The following is an 18,665-nucleotide window of genomic DNA, read 5'->3' as shown; positions in this document are numbered from 1 at the left end:
TCACGCGGTTATTACGTCAGGTAGATTTCATCTTCAAAGGGTCGACCGAGTTAAACGCGCCGCTTTACTCGATTTCTAAAATCACTGTTGCCACTGCATAGTGCTGTTCGTCAGAGATACTGACTACACTTCGGGTAATACCTCTGGCATGGCATTGGGCCGCGAATTCACCGGAAAAATGCAGCTCAGGCGCCCCTAACGCATTGTTACTGACTTCTATATGCTGCCAACTGATACCATTGCCAATGCCTGTGCCCAATGCTTTCACTGCGGCTTCTTTGGCAGCAAAGCGCTTGGCCAAATACCTTAACGGTGCCTTGTGCTCACAAAACTGCTGCCATTCCACGGGCGTAAGTACACGTTTAGCCAAACGCACGTTTACCTCGTCAGCACTGCCCAAACGGGCAATTTCTATGATATCAGTTCCCAATCCTGCAATGGCCACAGTACTTTCCGCCAGTGATGGTTGATTAAAGGCCAGCGCGGGCTTCGAGCATCAGCTTACGCATATCTGCAACGGCCGTGTGTAACCCGTCGAAGGCCGCTCGTGCGATTATGGCATGACCAATATTCAACTCGATAAGTTGAGGGATAGCAGCAATAGGTTTCACGTTGTGATAGTGAAGACCATGGCCGGCGTTCACTTTAAGCCCCAGTTTGTCTGCATATTCAATGCCTTTTCTTAAGCGATCCAGCTCTGCTTGTTGCTCCGATTCACTGGTGGCCTCTGCATATTGGCCGGTGTGAATCTCTATATAAGGCGCTTTACACTTGGCAGCGGCGTCAATTTGCGCTTTGTCGGCATCAATAAACAGTGATACCAATATATTTGCCTTTGCCAACCTGTCACAGGCAGCACTGATCTGGTCAATATTGCCTACCACATCAAGGCCACCTTCAGTGGTGAGTTCTTCACGTTTTTCCGGCACCAGGCAACAAAATACCGGTTTGACTTCCTCAGCAATGGCGAGCATTTCCTCGGTAACCGCCATTTCAAGATTCAATCGGGTGTTTATGGTTTGCGCTAACAGGCGCACGTCGCGATCCATAATGTGTCGACGGTCTTCGCGTAAATGTACCGTAATACCATCTGCTCCCGCACGCTCTGCAATATCTGCCGCGTGAACGGGATCGGGATATTGCGTTCCGCGCGCGTTGCGAAGCGTTGCAATATGATCGATATTAACACCTAATAAAATCGTGCTCATGTTACCACCTAGCTGTTAGGGCACTGCCAGAACACAAGTCTGGCGGATTTGAAAAAAAGGACGACTCTTTCGCAAAGAGGCGGCCCAATTGTAGCAAACTTTTTGTCTTGCAGACGACAAAAAGCCTTTGCATTAGGGGAATATATGAGTGCAATCTATACCTGCGTTTCAAACCGTTCAATGTTGGCAGCGATGTGACTAACGTGCTTTGGGCAAAAAAAGCGCCCTGCTTTTTAGTGGCTTATCGCCTATCAGTGGCTTGAGTAGGTCTCTACACAATACCTTGGCAACTTTCTTACTTAATGGCGTAAATTCATTGCGCGCAAGAGATAACAAGGCGCTTCCCGGAAACGCATTCTTCACTGTGATACCATCAGGCATTTTGATAAAACCTACATCAGCTTGAAAGTGATAGATCCCTTCCTCGTGAATGGGCATTTCATATTCAACATCCAGTGTAAAATCGGGTAGTAACCCCATTTCATCCAACAGGGCAAATTCAAATTTACGCAGTGTAATTTCCATATCACAGCTATCGGCTAAGTGATTGAGCGCGTCTTGATATGCGTGGTAAACACCGTCGCTGGCCAAGCCTGCTGGCATAATGCGATTGGCAAGTTCATTGACGTACATCGCGCAAAATAGTGCGTTGCCTGTCAATATGAATGACGGAGCAGTACTTTCTACGTGGCGCAAACTTTTCAGGTCTGATTTTCCGCTCAATTGCACGCGAAGGGGCTGAAAGGGTTGTAACAGGCTTTTTTTGTCTGACTTACTGTTCTTTACCCCTTTTGCGACCGCACTGACTCTGCCTTCTTCCAGCGTGAAGAAATCGACAATATAACTGGTTTCACGATAGGGGCGTCTATGCAGGACATAGGCATTTAACCACTGATTGTTCATGCTTATTCACTATGTGTTGTGGCGTAGGCTGTTTCGCTTTTACTAACTGCGCTTTATACGCACCACTTTCATTGTTTCGAATTCCATACCCGCGACCTCCTCAACATGACGATAGTAAGTCACGTTGACCCGAGCCCCTTTCAAACTTTGGTACAGCTGTTTCCGACGGTAAATAAAGGGCACATCAACGCCTTCTAACATTAAGGTATGCCGGATCCAATCGCTGTTTTTTTCTTCCCGCTGTACATGGGAAACGACTTTAACATTGTCGGTTTGGTTGAGTTGTCTGTGCTTCTCAATCAGCTTTTCCCGTTCACTTTTTGCCATGGCTTAGTCTGCTTGGTACCTTTGTATTGGTTGACGACCGTCATACTGCTTGTATCTGCTCAACGATCAACTGCACAGATTCATGTCCTCTGAACACATTCACATCAAGCCTATACGCTATATTAACGCGTGTCGCCTTAGCATTAGGCCAGGCGCTCACATCGACATTAAACGCTATCGCATCTACTTCGCTATTCCCTTCACTTTTAAGCACCATTTTAAGGTGGTTTTGACCGACAATACGTTGGTCGACAAGGTCAAATTCACCGTCAAATAAGGGCGCATCAAAGCCCTGTCCGAATGGACCAGCTTGGCGAAGTAAATGGGCAAAAGGTAAATTTAATTCGCTGGCAGTCAGCTCGCCATCCGACAATAACGCATGGTTGCTATCCAGCTTAGCCAAATGCTGACCAGTAACCTCGATGAAAGCCTGCTCAAAGGCCGCTAACTTTGCTACTGGCAAACTAAGACCCGCTGCCATAGCATGGCCGCCAAACTTGTCGATGATATTGGGAAACCGGGTGTTGACCTCATCTAACACATCACGGATGTGGACACCGGGAATAGAGCGGGCAGACCCTTTAATTGTTTCATCATCTTGATGTGCAAAAGCAATCACCGGCTTTAAATACTGCTCTTTTAGACGCCCTGCCACGATGCCAATAACGCCTTGGTGAAAATCTTCGCGATACACCACTAATGCATCAGGCATCTCACCTTGACTTAAGGTCATCTGTTTTAGCACTTGCTCGGCTTGAGCTTTCATGCCCGTTTCTATTTCTCGACGTTCTTTGTTAAGCGCATCCAATTCAGCGGCAATCATTCTGGCTTGCATTGTGTCGTCTTCAAGCAAACACGCAATTCCCTGTGACATATCATCAAGTCGCCCTGCCGCATTGAGTCTTGGGCCCACGACAAACCCTAAATCCGTCGACGTGAGGCGAGCGCACTCTCTGTTAGCCACTTCTACCAGTGCCTTAATACCCGGTCGACATTGACTTGCGCGGATACGCTGCAGGCCTTGATGTACCAGAATGCGGTTATTTTTATCTAAGGTCACTACGTCGGCCACCGTTCCAACTGCGACGATATCTAGCAGCGATGCTAAATTAGGTGCGGTAAGCCCCGACGTAACAAAATAATTGCGCCGTTGCAGCTCAGCTTTTAATGCCAACATAATATAAAATGCTACGCCAACACCGGCCAAATGCTTCGATTTGAAATCACACCCCGGTTGATTTGGATTAACAATAGCATCTGCCGGTGGCAGTGTGTCACCCGGTAAATGGTGATCAGTGACAACGACTTCAATGCCTTTATTTTTAGCGTGAGTTACACCGTCAATACAGGCGATGCCATTATCAACAGTAACAATAATATCTACACCTTGTTCCGCCGCCACATCGACGATGGGAACACTCAAGCCGTAACCAAAATCGAATCGATTGGGCACCAGATAATCGACGTTTTCATGCCCCATCATTCGAAGCGCTAACATACACACCGCAGTGCTGGTCGCGCCGTCGGCATCAAAATCACCTACAATAATCAGGCGCTTATTTTGCTGGACACCATTAGCCAGAATAGTTGCTGCCTGTTCCATGCCTTTTAAAGTATTAAAATGCAACAAACCCTTAAGGCCGTTTTCTAAATCATCAATATGGGAGACATTACGGCTGCGGTAAATTCTGTCAATGACAGGGTGAAACTCTGAGCTAAGAGCCGCGCCGCTCACTTGTCGGCGTACGATGGGCAAAATCATGAAGTACCACTAACTGTTTTAAATAAATGCAATTTTGAGGTTTATGTTACCTCAGCTAAAACAACACAACCGTTGTTTCAGGGAGGTCTTATTTCGATTGTTCCAAATAGTACCGCAGAAAAACAAAAACGCACATACGTGCGTTTTTGGTACCCCTATAAATGCAGAACCATTTGCTTAAACTGGCTCAGTTATCCAGCTTGGTTCAGAGCTTGAACCAATAACTCTGCGGGCTGATAACCGGGTACTAGTGACCCATCTGGAAGAATGATGTTGGGTGTACCGTTCACCCCCAGTTTTTGTCCTAAACGATACTGTTCTGCCACCTTATTCTTGCAGCTGGCGCTTGCCACTTCTTCTCCTGCTTTAGCATCGGTAAGTGCTTTTTGCGGATTCGCTGCACACCAAACAGAAACCATATCCTGATAGGTTTCGCTGTTTAGTCCCGCACGGGGAAAAGCAAGATAACGCACAGTTATACCATTATCGTTGAGTTCACCAATTTCATTGTGAAGTTTGCGGCAATATCCACATGTGATGTCGGTAAATATATCGATTACATGCTTTTCTTCTTTTGCCTTAAAGGTGATGGCAGAAGAGGCCAATTCTTTCACCCCTGCAAGGCGCAGAGAAGACAGTGCAACTTCCGTTTCATTACGCATGTTTTCGTCAATATTAAACACTCGCGCCTGAAGCAGAAATTCTCCGTTATCACTAATGTAGAACAACCCGCGATTGGTCGACACTTGTACCAGCCCTGGTACAGGGGAGTCAGCAAACGTGTCCACTTCAAGCCCTAACATATCGGTTAATTTTTCTCTAATTGCCGCTTCATCTGCAGCTAGTGCAGTGATACTCAACAAGCTGCTTACCGCAAGCGTACTAATAAACAAAAACTTCTTTACTACTTTCACTACATTCTCCGTTGAGCTTTCAATGGCTCGTAATTTCTCAATGCCTTATCTCGTTCAACTTTTCCTTTATGCTTATCCGTTGAAGCGCTTTGCGCAGGACGCTATCTGAAGATATCGTTAATAAGACCGCAATTATGATTAAAAATTTCGTTTTAATGAGTCGAAACTAAATTAAATGTGCTTATTGCGCTATGTTACCACATCACCTTCACAATCGAATACTCTGTAACTTGTACCTTGTCCGAATTGTGATTTTGCTCGTTTACCGTCTAAAACCCTCTAAAGCTCGTAGTGCAGCGAGTACCAATAGGAAAAACTTACCCCCGCGGATGGTGACTATGGATAAGGGTTTGTAGACGCTCTGTGGCAACGTGAGTATAGATCTGGGTAGTAGACAGATCACTGTGACCTAGTAGCATCTGCACCACCCTAAGATCGGCCCCGTGATTGAGTAAATGAGTAGCAAATGCATGGCGCAATGTGTGCGGAGACAAATGTTGTTCAATACCAGCCTTTACCGCGTAATATTTGATGCGATGCCAAAAGGTCTGCCGCGTCATTTTCTGTCCCCGTTTGCTTAAAAAAACAAAGTCAGAGGGTTTACTGGCAAACACAGGGCGAGCGGTTTTAATGTATGTGAGTAACCACTCAATGGCATCTTCCCCCAACGGCACTAAACGCTCTTTATTCCCCTTGCCCACGACTCGAACAACCCCTTGCTGAAGGCTTATTTGATCCATTCTCAGCCCGATCAACTCACTCACTCGCAGACCCGTTGCATACAGGACTTCCAACATACTTTTATCGCGACACTCTACCGGATCTTCCGTGTCTGGTACATCTAACAAGTCTTCAACCTGACGTTCACTTAACGAGGCTGGTAATGCCTTGGGTGTTTTAGGATTTGCCAGTGCGGACACCGGACTGTCCACTCTTACTTGTTTTGCAATCAAATAAACAAAGAACGCTCTGATTGCGCTCAAAGCTCGCTGTGTACTGCGAGTAGATAAGCCCTTATTGTGGCGGTATGCCAAATAGTCCTGCAATTGCTCGGTAGACAGTACGGAAATATCCTTAACATCAAGGTTGTTGGCAAAAACAGCAAGTTGACTTAAGTCAGTGCGATAACTCTGCTGGGTATGCTCAGACAACCCCTTTTCAAGCCAGATCATATCGATAAACCCATCAATATGGGCCTGGCTAGCTGCAGGCACATAGGTTAGTTCGCGCTCACTTTTTTTCATCTAAAAGCCACGCTTCTGCTTGATAAGCTCGTAGGCCGATTGAATATCCTGGGCTTTCTTTTTGGCAATTTCCATGGCTTGTTCTGGCAACCCCTTTGAAACGAGTTTGTCGGGGTGATGCTCTGACATGCGTTTGCGATAAGCGCGTTTGATAACTTTTTCATCATCAGCGGCGCTCACTCCCAAAATACGGTATGCATCATCAAGACTTTGCTGCTCAGAGTAGGCCGCCTGTTGGCCTTGTCCACCCTGACGATATCCTCCCGTCGACTGGCCTCGCTGCCCGCCTCTTTGACGAAAGCGAATTTCTGCTTCGTACATGGAAATAAGAAAGTCGAGATCACGGCGTCTGAAGCCAAGCGGTTTAGCGACTTTCTCTAGCACGTTATATTCTTCTTGCGATAACTGACCGTCTGCAAAGGCTGCCTGAATTAAGATTTCCAAAAATACCTGTAGAATATCCCGGCGTCCGTGACTCGCTTCATAAAATCCTTTAAGAGTATCATTGAGGGGAAAATCCCGTGCCTTACCCTCACGAAACGCGTCTTGTGCTTCGCGACGCGCGTCACCCGTCAGGTGCATCTCGTCCATAAGCGCAGTCGCTATTTGAATTTCCTTATCCGTTACGCTGCCATCAGATTTGGCAAGATGACCAAGTGCACTAAATAAACTATGAAAAAATATAGCTTGCTGCTTCAAACTGTTCTGGTCAGTAAAGAAACGCCCAAAACCACCTAACTGATTAAAATCCTGACTATAGGCTTTATCAAAAAAATGCCCCACGATAAGCCCTAAAATAGCACCGGGAATTTTTAAGAACATAAAACCAAACAAGGCGCCAAGCACCTTACCCCATATTGCCATTAATCTATTCTCCGTTTCCTGCTACACCAGCAAGAGTCAAAACCTTATTAAAAACGACAGCCTAATCCACTGTTTTTAAAAGATGAAAACGCATCTCACTTAAAACTTGCCAACACTATATCATCAAAGCGTACCACAGAAGAAAGCAGGTATGTGATGCAGCGTTATAGCATCTTGATTTTGGCCATTATTCATTTATTCAGTGATTGAATGCAGATAATATGCATTTTTTTACATCAATGGTTGGTTATTGCGTCAGAAGTGCTTAGAATTAGGCGTTTTACAGAAAAGTAGTACGGATAGTGCTGCTGGACATAAAGTAACGTAAACCGAACTAATCGAGGCGACTGTCGTCTTAACTGGGTTATAAAGCAATTTTCAACAAATAGGCCTCCCATTTACGCATGAAAAAAACCTGCGCCATGGTTGTTTCCGCGACCCTTTTGCCTATCGTCGCGTTTGCACAGGAAACACTAACTCCTTCTTCTCAAACGGACTCGAGTACGACGCCGCTTGCGTTTTGTTCTGTTGAGCCTGTTACGTTCAATAGTGCCGCTCTTATGCCAAAGGGGCATATTAAAGTGCAGGCCATTCGCACCGAAATTATCCAGGACAAAGTAGCGCTATTTTCTGGTGACGTTGATATTACCTCAGATACAGCAGTGATCAGCGCCTCGCAGGCGCAGGTCAATGGCAATGGCCGTGACCTCATTGCAAAAGGTGACGTCACCTATCAGGATGCACAACTCAAAGTAAAAAGTGATTCCGTCGCATTGCGTTCTGAAGAAGAACGATTAGAAATGGTCAACACACGTTATCAACTCACTGGTTTTGTAGGCCAAGGTGCAGCAAAAGACATTCTGCTGGATACCGATACTGGAATTATACTTAAAGACGTCAGTTTTACGACTTGCCCAGAAGGCGAAGAGGATTGGCAAATCCGCGCCAGTGAAATCAGTCTGGAGAAGGGCACTGTTTGGGGTCAGGCAAAACACACGCGCTTTTATATCGCTGACGTACCTGTTTTCTATTTGCCTTATTTTGCTTTTCCGATTAGCAATCAGCGACAAACCGGGTTGCTTTTTCCCGAACTCACTAGTTCAAGCCGCACCGGTGTAGATTACACTCAGCCCTTTTACTGGAATATAGCGCCAAATTACGACATGACTATTTCTCCACGGGTCATGACACTGCGAGGGGCGCAATTAAATACTGAATTTCGCTATTTGACCGAGCGCAGCCAAGGCAAAGCGTATGTAGAATACTTGCCCAGTGATTCTGACATTGCTGGCAATCCAGATCGCTATTTCTATCGATTAGAACACCAGGGTCTGATTGGAGACAACTGGTTGCTGAATGTTGACTTTAACGGTCTAAGTGACAATAACTATTTACTCGATCTGGGTTCTGATTATTACAGCCGAGCTGATACGCACTTATATCGCAGTATCAGCATGAGCTATTACTCCGAAAATTTATCAGTCAATATGCAGGTGAAGGATTTTGAGGTACTGGGTAATACTGCCGATAGTTACCGCGCGGTTCCTGAGATTAAAATCAGTTACACTAAGCCCCTAGGGGATTACTTTGAGTTCAATATTGATTCTGAACTAGCGCATTTCGACAACACGTTGGAAACGGCACCGACCGCCACGCGCTTTCACATAGCCCCAACTCTGGCTATGCCGTTGCGCTCTGCTTGGGGTGAATTAATTGCAGAGACGACGTTGTTTCAAACTGTATATCGCCAAGACAATATTGAAGGCACGCAACTAAAGGAAGATGTAGAGCGCACACTAGGTCAGGCACGTCTTTACGGCGCGCTTTATTTTGAGAGAGATTCATCGTGGTTTAGTGATGACACGTCGATGACGTTAGAACCTAAGGTACAATACCTGTATACCTCTTATGAAGATCAAACTTCCATCGGCTTTTATGACTCTACACCACTGTTAACGGACGTAGAAGGCTTGTTTCGAGGACAGGAATTCACTGGCCTTGATCGCATTAGCGATAACAACCAAATTACGCTTGGTGCAACCACACGAGTACTCGATAAAAACAATAGGGAACAATTTGTTCTTAGTGTGGGTCAGATATTCTACCTTGAAGACAACAAAGTCATCGCGGCTACGAAAAATCAGGACCGCTCAGCACTAGCGGCCGAAGTTGACTGGCGTTTCAATCGCAATTGGTCGTTTCATACGGATGTTCAAGTCACCACCGATACTGACAAAGTCGACTTGAGTAGTATCGGCATTGAATATCGCCAAGATGATGTTCGCTTTATTCAACTTAGTCATCGCTATGTTCGAGACTTAAGTGGCGAAACTATCGACCAGATTGGTGTATCAGCGAGTTGGCCGATTACAGAGAACTGGCAATGGGTAGGACGGACGTACCGGGACATCGAACGCAACCGCAGCGTAGAAACCTATGCGGGCATTCAATATGAATCTTGCTGCTGGGCAGTTCGCTTGGTCGCACAACGCAGCCTTAACAACCGATATAATGCAAGTGGCGAACAATCTACTGATGATTTTGATTCAGGGGTATCGTTACAGTTTATCTTTAAGGGAATTGGCTCATCTGGCACGCGCAGGAGCATGCTAAAAGATGGTATGTTTGGCTATCGTCAGCCTTATAGTTTAAATTAACCCGCAGTTGGGCATGCCCTGCATGTCAAAGTGCAATTAACCAATAATAAAAGAGTGTGTATGAAGTTCATTATCCGTGCATTGATGTTAGGTGCCCTACTCTCATTTAACAGTGTTGCGCAAGAAGTATTGCTTGACCGCGTTGCTGTCATTGTAGATCAAGGGGTAGTACTGGAAAGCGAAATCGATGCCCTTGTACAAGAAGTAAAGCGAAACGCAGAAGCGAATAATCAGCAACTGCCCTCTGACCGCGCCCTTCGCACCCAGGCCATCGAGCGCCTTATTACCAAAAATCTTCAACTGCAGATGGCTGAGCGAATGGGTATTCGTATCAGCGACCCTCAATTAGAGCAAACCATCAGTAACATTGCTGCCAACCAGAATGCCTCAATGGAACAATTGCGCGCACAGCTGGCGGCAGAGGGCATTGCTTACGAAGACTACCGCGAAGATATTCGCGAAGAAATTATTATGGGTGAAGTACGCCGCGCGAATGTACGCCGTCGTGTTTATATTACACCGCAGGAAATCGACACCTTGATCGACCTGATGGAGCAACAAGGTGCTGAACAGGCAGAGTATCGCCTAGGCCATATTCTGATTGGTTTCCCTGCCGAGCCTACTGATGAAGATATTCAAGCGGCAAGAGAACGCGCCGACAAAGTTATTGCGTTACTTGAGTCTGGTTCTGACTTTGCAAAAATTGCCATTGCATCTTCATCGGGTAATGAAGCGCTGGAAGGCGGTGATATGGGTTGGATGAATATCAATGCCATGCCCACCCTGTTCGCCGAAGCGATTCAAAGCAAAGATAAAGATGCATTAGTGGGCCCCATCCGAAGCGGTGCAGGTTTCCATATCCTCAAAGTTCTCGACACCCGCGGCATCGAAAAGATTACGGTAGAAGAAGTGAATTCGCGTCACATTCTGGTAAAACCTTCTATTATTTTAAGTGACGAAAAAGCCGAAGCCATGTTAGTGCGCTTCAAAAAAGAATTGCAAAACGAAGAGGCGGATTTTGCTGAGTTGGCTAAAAAGCACTCGGAAGATCCCGGTTCTGCACTACGAGGTGGTGAATTGGGTTGGTCAGATCCCAACAACTATGTTCCCGCTTTCAAAGATGCGCTAGCAAAGTTACAACCGGGTGAATTCAGCGATCCCGTGCGCTCAGTACACGGCTGGCACCTTATTCAGCTTATCGATCGTCGTGTCGATGATGCCACTGATAAACGCAAAGAAGAGAAGGCCTATCAGTTAATCTTCAACCGTAAATTTGCAGAAGAAACCGAAAATTGGCTACGTGAAATGCGTGATGCGGCGTATGTCGAAGTAGTCGATTCATAAACATTAAGTTATACATGAGCACACCAATTAAATTAGCAATAACGCCGGGGGAGCCTGCCGGGATAGGACCAGATCTTATTGTGAAACTGGCGCAAGAACCTTGGCAAGCGCAACTCGTCGTGTTTGCCGATGGCGATATGCTGAAAGACAGGGCGCGTCAATTAGGGTTACCGTTAACCCTAATTGACTACGATGCCAACAACCCGCAATTACACACTGCGGGTTCGTTGTTTATTAAGCAGATAGATAAAGCGGTAGAAGTCGTACCCGGTACACTGGATAGCGAGAACGGGCTTTACGTAGTAGAAACCTTACGCCAAGCCTGCCAAGCTAACATGGACGGTGATTTTGACGCGGTTGTCACAGGCCCGGTTCACAAAGGAATTATCAATAAAGCCGGCGTGTCGTTTAGCGGGCACACCGAATTTTTTGCCTATCAATCTAATACCATGGATGTGGTGATGTTGTTGGCAACGGAAGGCCTCAATGTGGCGCTTGCTACAACCCATATTCCACTGGAATACGTGGCAAAGGCCATTACCAGAGAGCGTCTGCATAAAGTCATTCACATTATCAATACCGACCTAAAGTTAAAATTTGGTATTCGAGAACCTCACATCTATGTATGTGGGTTGAATCCACATGCCGGCGAAGATGGTCACATAGGTACAGAAGAAATCCACACTATCACACCAGCCCTCAACGAACTGCGAGAAGAAGGGATAAATATTACCGGGCCGTTACCGGCAGATACTATCTTTCAGCCCAAATATTTAGAGGATGCTGATGTGGTACTGGCGATGTATCACGACCAGGGTCTACCTGTGCTAAAATACAAAGGTTTTGGTGCGTCAGTAAATATCACCTTAGGTTTACCTTTCATTCGTACTTCTGTGGATCACGGCACAGCACTTGATTTAGCCGGCACCGGGGACGCTGACGCAGGTAGTTTCAGAAAAGCATTGGAAAAAGCCATCGAGCTTGCACAACATCAACAATGAGTAAAACACATTTAGGCCACACGGCCAGAAAGCGATTCGGACAAAATTTCCTTCACGACGAGTATGTAATAGGGAAAATTGTGGCAGCAATCGCACCTAAAAACGAACAGAATTTGGTTGAAATAGGTCCGGGCTTAGGCGCGCTAACTGATCCTGTCTGTGAGGAAGTCGACAGATTAACCGTAATCGAACTTGATCGCGATTTAGCCAAGCGCCTTAGGCATCATCCGTTTCATGGTGAAAAGCTAACGGTGATTGAGCAAGATGCCATGACCATGGACTTCACTGCGCTGTCTAAAGAGATGCCAGTAAAAGATAAAAAGCTCAGGGTATTTGGTAATTTGCCTTACAACATTTCTACTCCTCTGATGTTCCACCTGTTCGATCACGCTGACTGTATTGAAGATATGCACTTTATGCTTCAAAAAGAAGTGGTAAACCGCTTAGCAGCAGGTCCGGGTTCGAAAAACTATGGTCGTCTTTCAGTGATGGCGCAGTATTACTGTCATGTTATCCCTGTATTAAACGTACCACCAGGTGCATTTAAACCAGCCCCTAAAGTGGATTCAGCAGTAGTCAAGCTCGTTCCTCACAACACGCCTCCAGTGTCGGTTGAGTCAGTAAACACACTAGAAAGAGTGTGTGCACAAGCGTTCAATCAGCGTAGAAAAACCATCAGAAACTCATTGAAAGAGAGTCTAAATGAAGAGGAAATTACTGAGCTAGGCATTGATCCCACATGTCGTGCAGAGGTTCTGTCGTTAAGCGATTTCGCTACCCTTGCCAACGCTGTGTCGGCAAAAGAAAGTGAACAAGAGCAATAAACTATCTATGCAAGAACCCGATATTCAAGTGCGTGTAAAAACTCGGCATCTGCCAGATCATTTACCGTCGGATTCCAAGCAATTTGCGTTCGCTTACCATATTAGTATTGAAAACAAGAGTGCTGAAACGGTTCAGCTGATTAATCGCTTTTGGCGCATTACCGATGCAAATGGCAAAGTCTCTGAAGTGGAAGGAGCAGGAGTGGTGGGTAAACAACCCATTCTGAAAGCCAACGAAAGTTTTGAATACACCAGTGGCGCAGTCATTGATACCCCTGTGGGGAATATGGAAGGCTACTATGAAATGGAACGGGAAGGCGGAGAGCGATTTCGCGTACCAATTCCAGTATTTCGCCTCGCTATTTCAAGTATTCTCCACTAGGGCTTTCTCATGTCGCAAGGTAATGCTTTTGTTATAGGCGATATTCAGGGCTGCTACAATGGCTTACAGCGCGTGCTTGAGAAAGCGTGCTTTGACCCCAAAAAGGACCAACTCTTTGCTGTTGGCGACTTGGTTGCGAGAGGTGAAGATTCCCTTAAAACTCTGCGTTATTTGAAGTCCTTGGGTTCTGGCTTCGCCAGTGTATTGGGCAACCACGACCTACACTTGTTAGCGGTCGCCAATGGAATTCGAAAAGCCAAAAAATCCGATAAGCTCGCACCACTGTTGAACGCACCAGATTTAGCTGAACTTATCGACTGGCTTAGGCAATTTCCATTGGCCAGAAAAATTGCGCCCAACACGGTGATGATCCACGCCGGTTTGTATCCCCTATGGTCGGTACAGCAAAGTATTGATTTAAGCGAAGAAGTCAGTCAAATTCTAAGCAGCGAACACTATGCGTCATTTTTATCGACCATGTATGGCAACACACCGGATAAATGGTCAGCGGACTTAACGGGCACTGATAGACATCGCTTCATCGTTAATGCGTGTACCAGAATGCGGTTTTTAAAACCCGATGCGCGACTAGAGTTTGAAAGCAAGGCACACCCTGATGCGGTGTCACTTAGTACAAATAGTACATTAATTCCCTGGTTTGACTACACTAATAAACAGCTTAAGGAAAAGGACACCGTTGTGTTCGGTCATTGGGCAGCCCTGTCAGGCCAGACGAATAAATCTCAATTTGTCGGGCTCGATACTGGGTACGTGTGGGGACAGTCGATGACTCTGCTCAACCTTACGACACAACAAGTGATAAGTGTAAACGCATAACCACGCTATTTCGCCGCGTTACCATTTGAAACGGTCAACGCCGATGGTAATTTAAGGCAGCAGTGGTATTACCAGTGAGGATTTTTTGGGTTCTTACACAAATTTGATAAACATTAAGTGATTGTAGCCGATACAATTATCTCAGGTATAACGATTGCATTTTGCTAACGTCGCGGCAAAATCGAACTATAATCAGTGTGATTATGGGTATATTTTGCTTGAGTAGACAGGTAATATCGTTCATGAAAAAAAATAAAAATGCACTCATCCAGGAGTTCCGATGAAAATAACCGTAGCTACACGCGTAATCGGGGGATTTGTCGCGATCAGCGCACTTCTGATCGTCATTAGTGTCGTTTCACTGTACAACCTCAACTCAATAGGCTCTGCAACTGAAGAAGTCAACAACGTTGCACTACCCACTGTCGCCGGAAGTAATGCTTTGAAGGCCAGTTTTCTCAATATGGGTAGGCTGACTTTTGAAAGTTACATCGGGGAAGAAGTAAGTCAGCTTGAGAAGAAGCGCACCTCGTTCAATCAAGCCAAAGAAAATTTCGAAAGCGAGTATAAGAAACTCGCACTAGCGGTTAGTGATCAGGCTGAACTCAAAAGCACATTGAATTCAGTACTTGAATCATTTGAAGCTTACACTGCTAATGTCGAAGTAATGTACCAGAATCACGAAAAATACCTTAGCTTGCAAAACACTATCCATAGTCGTCTGGGCGATGCTGAAGATAACGCAGATGACGCCTCAACATACCTTCTGGATTTTTCAGACTTAGATGCTGTTCAAAATAATGCCAATCTGCGCAAAGCGGCTGCTATAGGTAGTCAGCTAGAAACGTCGTTGTTGTCATTACTGACTGTCTCTAATGAGTATGTCAAAACTGAAACTTTGTTGCGCTCGCAAACCCTAGGAAACGAAGTTGACCTAGTGGTTGAAAAAGTCGTTACGCAACTGAGCGAAATGGTAGAAACCGCAGGTGGACGCGACACATCAGGTACGCTGGACGACATTAACAGCTTAGTAAACGAAGCCGTTAATGCCATTAAGGCAAGCGACGGTGTGGTACAACTTCACGTTAATCGACTAGAGCGTCGAAACGATGCAGAAAAAGCATTAAATGCGTCAGATGCCAACATCGCTCAAGGGGTTATCGAGCTTGAAAACCTGTTGAAAGTGGCTGACAAAAAAGCAAGTGATATCGAAAGTCAGGTAAATAGCACTATTGCTACTGGTAACACTATTGTTATTGTTGTTGTTATTTTGTCTATCGCAGTAGCGGCCTTTATCGGCTACGTAACCGTGCTGGCAATTACCCGTCCACTTTATCGAGTAAATAAATTGCTCACCGTTGCCTCTTCTGGCGACCTGACTCATCGCCTTGATGACTCGGCACAAGATGAGTTTGGCCTTTTAGCTCGCAACTGTAATACGCTAATTGGCAACTTGAAAGAGTTGATCACTGCGATTAATGTACGCGCCGAGCAACTGGCTGCTGCAGCTGAGCAAACCTCAGCGGTGACTTCCCAGACTACGCATTCGATTCAAGATCAGAAATCACAGATTGGTCAGGTAGCTACAGCCACCACTGAAATGCACTCTACCTCTCAGTTGGTCGTTCAAAATGCCGAAGATACGCTAAGTCAAATCCGACATGCAGATGCTGAAGCAGAGAATGTGCGTAAGATTTCAATGGAAAACAAAAACACCATTGAGATATTGGCTAAAGACGTTCAAGACGCCGCTGATGTTATCAACAAGCTACATCAAGACAGTGCCAGCATTGGCGGTATTCTTGATGTTATTCGTGGCGTTGCCGACCAGACCAACCTTCTGGCCTTGAACGCCGCTATCGAAGCCGCGCGCGCCGGAGAACAAGGTCGCGGATTTGCGGTAGTAGCAGATGAAGTTAGAACCCTTGCCAGCCGTACTCAAGAGTCAACGCAAGAAATCAATGCCATGATTGAAGTACTGCAGGCAGGTGCAGAGCGCGCCGTTGCGGTTATGAATCAAGGTAAAGACCAAACGGTTGCATGTGTAGCTCAAACCGAAAAAGCGACGCAAGCACTTGATATCATCTCTGAAGCAGTACACCGAGCTCACGATGTGAGTTCACAAATTGAGCAATCTGCGCGAGAGCAAAACACGGTATCGCAAGAAATCAGTGAAAAACTAGAAACTATTGTGGGTATCGCGGAAGAAACGACTGCAGGTGCGCAACAGACGTCTGAATCAAGTCATGAAGTGGCTCGTCTGGCAGAAGAGCTGCAACAGTCGATTAGACAATTTAAAGTATAATCATCAATGCTGATAGTAAAAGGGCTCCGCTAGGAGCCTTTTTTGTTTGCCTGTCTATAAGACATTACTTTAATTTACTTCCCTTACCAGCTGATTTAATACAATCAATTCTCCTGGTACCGATTGTCCAAAGCGCTTCTATATCGATAAAAAAACGGCCTTATAAAAAGACCGTTTTTCTATTGTTGTACTCATGATTTGAATAAGGGATTATTCAAACAATGCGCTATGTAATTTTCGAACTATATCGTCGCTGTCAGCTTCATTCACCAGAAAAGACAGATTGTGGGGGTTGGCACCAAAACAAATCATGCGAAGGTTAAAGTCCGCTACTGCGGCGAAAATTTTGCTGGATACACCCACTGCCGTTTGCATGTTGTTACCCACCACCGTTACTAAGTCATAACCCTTCTCAACCTTTACATCACAAATTGTTTCAAGCTCTGCAATGGTTTCTTTGTTTAAACGCTGGGCCACTGAGTTGGCAGGGTTATCCAATGTAAAAGATACCGATATCTCTGAGGTGGTAACCAAATCAACACTTAATTTGTGCTTAGCGATGATTGAAAACACCTGTTGCAAAAAGCCCTGGGCATACATCATTTTAGGGGTTTTGACCGTTACCATGACTTGCTCTTTACGACGCGTAATTGCGCGATAGGGTGGCTCGTGTTCGCAATCTCGAACAATCCAGGTACCCCCTTTTTCTGGCTCTTTGCTGGAGCCGACGAAGACCTTGATGTCTTTACGCAGTGCAGGCTCCATCGTAGCGGGGTGAAGCACTTTAGCACCGAATGTGGCCATTTCAGCCGCTTCTTCAAAACTTAATTCAGGAAGCGGGCGGGCAGCCGAAGTTATCCGGGGATCGGTGGTATACACGCCAATCACGTCTGTCCAGATTTCACAGCTTTCTGCGTCCAAAGCTTCCGCCAGTAATGCAGCGGTAAAGTCAGAGCCACCGCGGCCAAGCGTGGTTGTGCGACCTTCTTCGTCTGCGCCCACAAAGCCTTGTGTTACCACAATCGCATCGTTGATTTCAGGTGCGAGTAACTGCTTTGAAAGCTTAGCGATTTCTTCAATTTGAGGGGCCCCCTCGCCAAACTCACTGTCTGTTCGAAGCACTTTGCGCACATCAAAGTTCATCGTCTTCACGCCCTGCTCAGCAAGAACAGAGGAAAACATTAACGAGGACATTCGCTCGCCCATAGAGAGTAGTTGATCTTTTAAATCGTCGCGGTGCAATATTTCTTCGTGAAATGCTAAGCTTCGCATTTCATCAAGCAAGTCATTGAGTTTTGGTTCAACAACGTCTTTGTCTTTCAATCTGTTAAGGATAGCAAGCTCGATAGTGATAATAGCCTGACAGGTCGCTTCAATTTGCTGTTGCGTCATAGGCGTGTGTGCCAAGCTAACCAAATGGTTAGTTACCCCAGCTGCTGCACTGACTACTACAATACGCGTCTTCTCATTACCGGCAACAATTCGGGCACAATTTTGCATTACGTCGTAATTGGCAACGCTAGTTCCACCGAACTTGGCTATCGATAAAGCATTTGTCACTGTATTTAACTCCAGAATTAAACTAGCAAAAAGCTAGTACAACCATGTTCTCTAACATGGCTAATCAATCGTGATTTGGTCGCCAACTTTTATATTATTTTCGGCAAACCACCCTTGGTTCATTTCCAACGCGTAAAGTACCTCTTTTGACGATCCCACCGACTCCAAACTATGCGGGGTAAGAGGTTTTATATCCGTTATTACGCCTTTTCTGTCAATAAATGCTACGTCGAGAGGAATGAAGGTATTTTTCATCCACATGCCCGCATATTTTGGCGAAGAAAATCTGAAAAACATACCGCAGTTTTCGCACAACGCTTTGCGAAACATCAGTCCACGGGCACGCTGCTCATAGGTACTGGCATATTCAACTTCATAGTGCTCGCCGCCAATCATTAGTGAAACTCTTTCAAAAGTCACCGTATTGAGTAAAGCTTCAGGCTCGTCCTGCGCTTTTGCACACCCCAAGGTTAATATAAGCGCAGCAACAATAAAGAAAGATTTTTCCATTAGACATTCCTTTTCGCCATAAA

Annotated in this window: 17 protein-coding genes; 7 read left to right on the top strand and 10 right to left on the bottom strand. The window is 45.7% G+C overall.

Annotation, left to right across the window (positions count from 1 at the left end):
* Nucleotides 1-64: 64 nt before the first annotated feature.
* From acpS to djlA, 8 genes are all read right to left on the bottom strand, one after another.
* Nucleotides 65-445, bottom strand: coding sequence for a holo-ACP synthase (gene acpS / locus ACMCM8_RS02035; protein ID WP_412724952.1), 381 nt, complete (start codon nucleotides 443-445; stop codon nucleotides 65-67).
* Between the two features lie 25 nt (nucleotides 446-470).
* Nucleotides 471-1,208, bottom strand: coding sequence for a pyridoxine 5'-phosphate synthase (pdxJ, locus tag ACMCM8_RS02030; RefSeq protein ID WP_412724950.1), 738 nt, complete (start codon nucleotides 1,206-1,208; stop codon nucleotides 471-473).
* Nucleotides 1,209-1,406: 198 nt separating this feature from the next.
* Complete coding sequence (recO, locus tag ACMCM8_RS02025; RefSeq protein ID WP_412724948.1) at nucleotides 1,407-2,111, bottom strand: DNA repair protein RecO; 705 nt, start codon at nucleotides 2,109-2,111, stop codon at nucleotides 1,407-1,409.
* 42 nt (nucleotides 2,112-2,153) lie between these two features.
* Nucleotides 2,154-2,438 carry a hypothetical protein gene (locus ACMCM8_RS02020; protein ID WP_412724946.1) on the bottom strand — a complete coding sequence of 95 codons (285 nt, stop codon included), beginning with the start codon at nucleotides 2,436-2,438 and terminating at the stop codon, nucleotides 2,154-2,156.
* Nucleotides 2,439-2,478: 40 nt separating this feature from the next.
* On the bottom strand, nucleotides 2,479-4,200 hold the full coding sequence (gene recJ, locus ACMCM8_RS02015; protein WP_412724944.1) for a single-stranded-DNA-specific exonuclease RecJ: 1,722 nt from the start codon (nucleotides 4,198-4,200) through the stop codon (nucleotides 2,479-2,481).
* A gap of 191 nt (nucleotides 4,201-4,391) precedes the next feature.
* Nucleotides 4,392-5,114, bottom strand: a complete 723-nt coding sequence (gene dsbC / locus ACMCM8_RS02010) for a bifunctional protein-disulfide isomerase/oxidoreductase DsbC (RefSeq protein WP_412724942.1) — start codon at nucleotides 5,112-5,114, stop codon at nucleotides 4,392-4,394.
* Nucleotides 5,115-5,431: 317 nt separating this feature from the next.
* Nucleotides 5,432-6,358 carry a site-specific tyrosine recombinase XerD gene (gene xerD / locus ACMCM8_RS02005; RefSeq protein ID WP_412724940.1) on the bottom strand — a complete coding sequence of 309 codons (927 nt, stop codon included), beginning with the start codon at nucleotides 6,356-6,358 and terminating at the stop codon, nucleotides 5,432-5,434.
* On the bottom strand, nucleotides 6,359-7,222 hold the full coding sequence (gene djlA / locus ACMCM8_RS02000; RefSeq protein WP_412724938.1) for a co-chaperone DjlA: 864 nt from the start codon (nucleotides 7,220-7,222) through the stop codon (nucleotides 6,359-6,361).
* Between the two features lie 404 nt (nucleotides 7,223-7,626).
* On the opposite strand from djlA, the gene lptD reads away from it, so the two are divergent.
* The 7 genes from lptD to ACMCM8_RS01965 all read left to right on the top strand — a co-directional run bounded on the left by lptD (nucleotide 7,627) and on the right by ACMCM8_RS01965 (nucleotide 16,572).
* Nucleotides 7,627-9,879: an LPS assembly protein LptD gene (lptD, locus tag ACMCM8_RS01995; protein ID WP_412724936.1), complete on the top strand. Its 2,253-nt coding sequence runs from the start codon at nucleotides 7,627-7,629 to the stop codon at nucleotides 9,877-9,879.
* 60 nt (nucleotides 9,880-9,939) lie between these two features.
* Nucleotides 9,940-11,223 carry a peptidylprolyl isomerase SurA gene (gene surA, locus ACMCM8_RS01990; RefSeq protein WP_412724934.1) on the top strand — a complete coding sequence of 428 codons (1,284 nt, stop codon included), beginning with the start codon at nucleotides 9,940-9,942 and terminating at the stop codon, nucleotides 11,221-11,223.
* Between the two features lie 14 nt (nucleotides 11,224-11,237).
* The gene (gene pdxA, locus ACMCM8_RS01985; protein ID WP_412724932.1) at nucleotides 11,238-12,224 is read left to right on the top strand and encodes a 4-hydroxythreonine-4-phosphate dehydrogenase PdxA; all 987 of its coding nucleotides are present in this window, start codon (nucleotides 11,238-11,240) and stop codon (nucleotides 12,222-12,224) included.
* Nucleotides 12,221-13,048 (top strand): 16S rRNA (adenine(1518)-N(6)/adenine(1519)-N(6))-dimethyltransferase RsmA, encoded by an 828-nt coding sequence (gene rsmA / locus ACMCM8_RS01980; protein ID WP_412724930.1) that lies wholly within the window; start codon nucleotides 12,221-12,223, stop codon nucleotides 13,046-13,048. The genes pdxA and rsmA overlap by 4 nt, the downstream gene beginning before the upstream one ends.
* Nucleotides 13,049-13,055: 7 nt before the next feature.
* Complete coding sequence (gene apaG / locus ACMCM8_RS01975; protein WP_412724928.1) at nucleotides 13,056-13,430, top strand: Co2+/Mg2+ efflux protein ApaG; 375 nt, start codon at nucleotides 13,056-13,058, stop codon at nucleotides 13,428-13,430.
* Between the two features lie 9 nt (nucleotides 13,431-13,439).
* The gene (locus ACMCM8_RS01970; RefSeq protein WP_412724926.1) at nucleotides 13,440-14,267 is read left to right on the top strand and encodes a symmetrical bis(5'-nucleosyl)-tetraphosphatase; all 828 of its coding nucleotides are present in this window, start codon (nucleotides 13,440-13,442) and stop codon (nucleotides 14,265-14,267) included.
* A 280-nt stretch (nucleotides 14,268-14,547) separates the two neighbouring features.
* Entirely contained in the window at nucleotides 14,548-16,572 is a 2,025-nt protein-coding gene (locus tag ACMCM8_RS01965) for a HAMP domain-containing methyl-accepting chemotaxis protein (protein WP_412724924.1), read from the top strand.
* Nucleotides 16,573-16,782: 210 nt separating this feature from the next.
* On the opposite strand, the gene lysC is transcribed toward ACMCM8_RS01965, so the two are convergent.
* Nucleotides 16,783-18,132: a lysine-sensitive aspartokinase 3 gene (gene lysC / locus ACMCM8_RS01960; protein WP_412724922.1), complete on the bottom strand. Its 1,350-nt coding sequence runs from the start codon at nucleotides 18,130-18,132 to the stop codon at nucleotides 16,783-16,785.
* A gap of 60 nt (nucleotides 18,133-18,192) precedes the next feature.
* Entirely contained in the window at nucleotides 18,193-18,642 is a 450-nt protein-coding gene (locus tag ACMCM8_RS01955; protein WP_412724920.1) for a DUF192 domain-containing protein, read from the bottom strand.
* Nucleotides 18,643-18,665 lie beyond the last annotated feature (23 nt).

Origin of the sequence: Alteromonas sp. D210916BOD_24 (assembly GCF_047159385.1) — a bacterium.
Classification (GTDB): domain Bacteria; phylum Pseudomonadota; class Gammaproteobacteria; order Enterobacterales; family Alteromonadaceae; genus Alteromonas.
Note: the sequence above shows the minus strand (reverse complement) of the source record. Positions and strands in the feature narration are given on the sequence as shown.

What these genes read in the sequence shown, in the direction of transcription:
- lptD (WP_412724936.1), top strand. Translation starts at nt 7,627, where the DNA reads ATGAAAAAAACCTGCGCCATGGTTGTTTCCGCGACCCTTTTGCCTATC.
- surA (WP_412724934.1), top strand. Translation starts at nt 9,940, where the DNA reads ATGAAGTTCATTATCCGTGCATTGATGTTAGGTGCCCTACTCTCATTT.
- pdxA (WP_412724932.1), top strand. Translation starts at nt 11,238, where the DNA reads ATGAGCACACCAATTAAATTAGCAATAACGCCGGGGGAGCCTGCCGGG.
- pdxJ (WP_412724950.1), bottom strand. Translation starts at nt 1,208, where the DNA reads ATGAGCACGATTTTATTAGGTGTTAATATCGATCATATTGCAACGCTT.
- recJ (WP_412724944.1), bottom strand. Translation starts at nt 4,200, where the DNA reads ATGATTTTGCCCATCGTACGCCGACAAGTGAGCGGCGCGGCTCTTAGC.
- rsmA (WP_412724930.1), top strand. Translation starts at nt 12,221, where the DNA reads ATGAGTAAAACACATTTAGGCCACACGGCCAGAAAGCGATTCGGACAA.
- xerD (WP_412724940.1), bottom strand. Translation starts at nt 6,358, where the DNA reads ATGAAAAAAAGTGAGCGCGAACTAACCTATGTGCCTGCAGCTAGCCAG.
- djlA (WP_412724938.1), bottom strand. Translation starts at nt 7,222, where the DNA reads ATGGCAATATGGGGTAAGGTGCTTGGCGCCTTGTTTGGTTTTATGTTC.
- ACMCM8_RS01965 (WP_412724924.1), top strand. Translation starts at nt 14,548, where the DNA reads ATGAAAATAACCGTAGCTACACGCGTAATCGGGGGATTTGTCGCGATC.
- ACMCM8_RS01970 (WP_412724926.1), top strand. Translation starts at nt 13,440, where the DNA reads ATGTCGCAAGGTAATGCTTTTGTTATAGGCGATATTCAGGGCTGCTAC.
- apaG (WP_412724928.1), top strand. Translation starts at nt 13,056, where the DNA reads ATGCAAGAACCCGATATTCAAGTGCGTGTAAAAACTCGGCATCTGCCA.
- recO (WP_412724948.1), bottom strand. Translation starts at nt 2,111, where the DNA reads ATGAACAATCAGTGGTTAAATGCCTATGTCCTGCATAGACGCCCCTAT.
- ACMCM8_RS01955 (WP_412724920.1), bottom strand. Translation starts at nt 18,642, where the DNA reads ATGGAAAAATCTTTCTTTATTGTTGCTGCGCTTATATTAACCTTGGGG.
- ACMCM8_RS02020 (WP_412724946.1), bottom strand. Translation starts at nt 2,438, where the DNA reads ATGGCAAAAAGTGAACGGGAAAAGCTGATTGAGAAGCACAGACAACTC.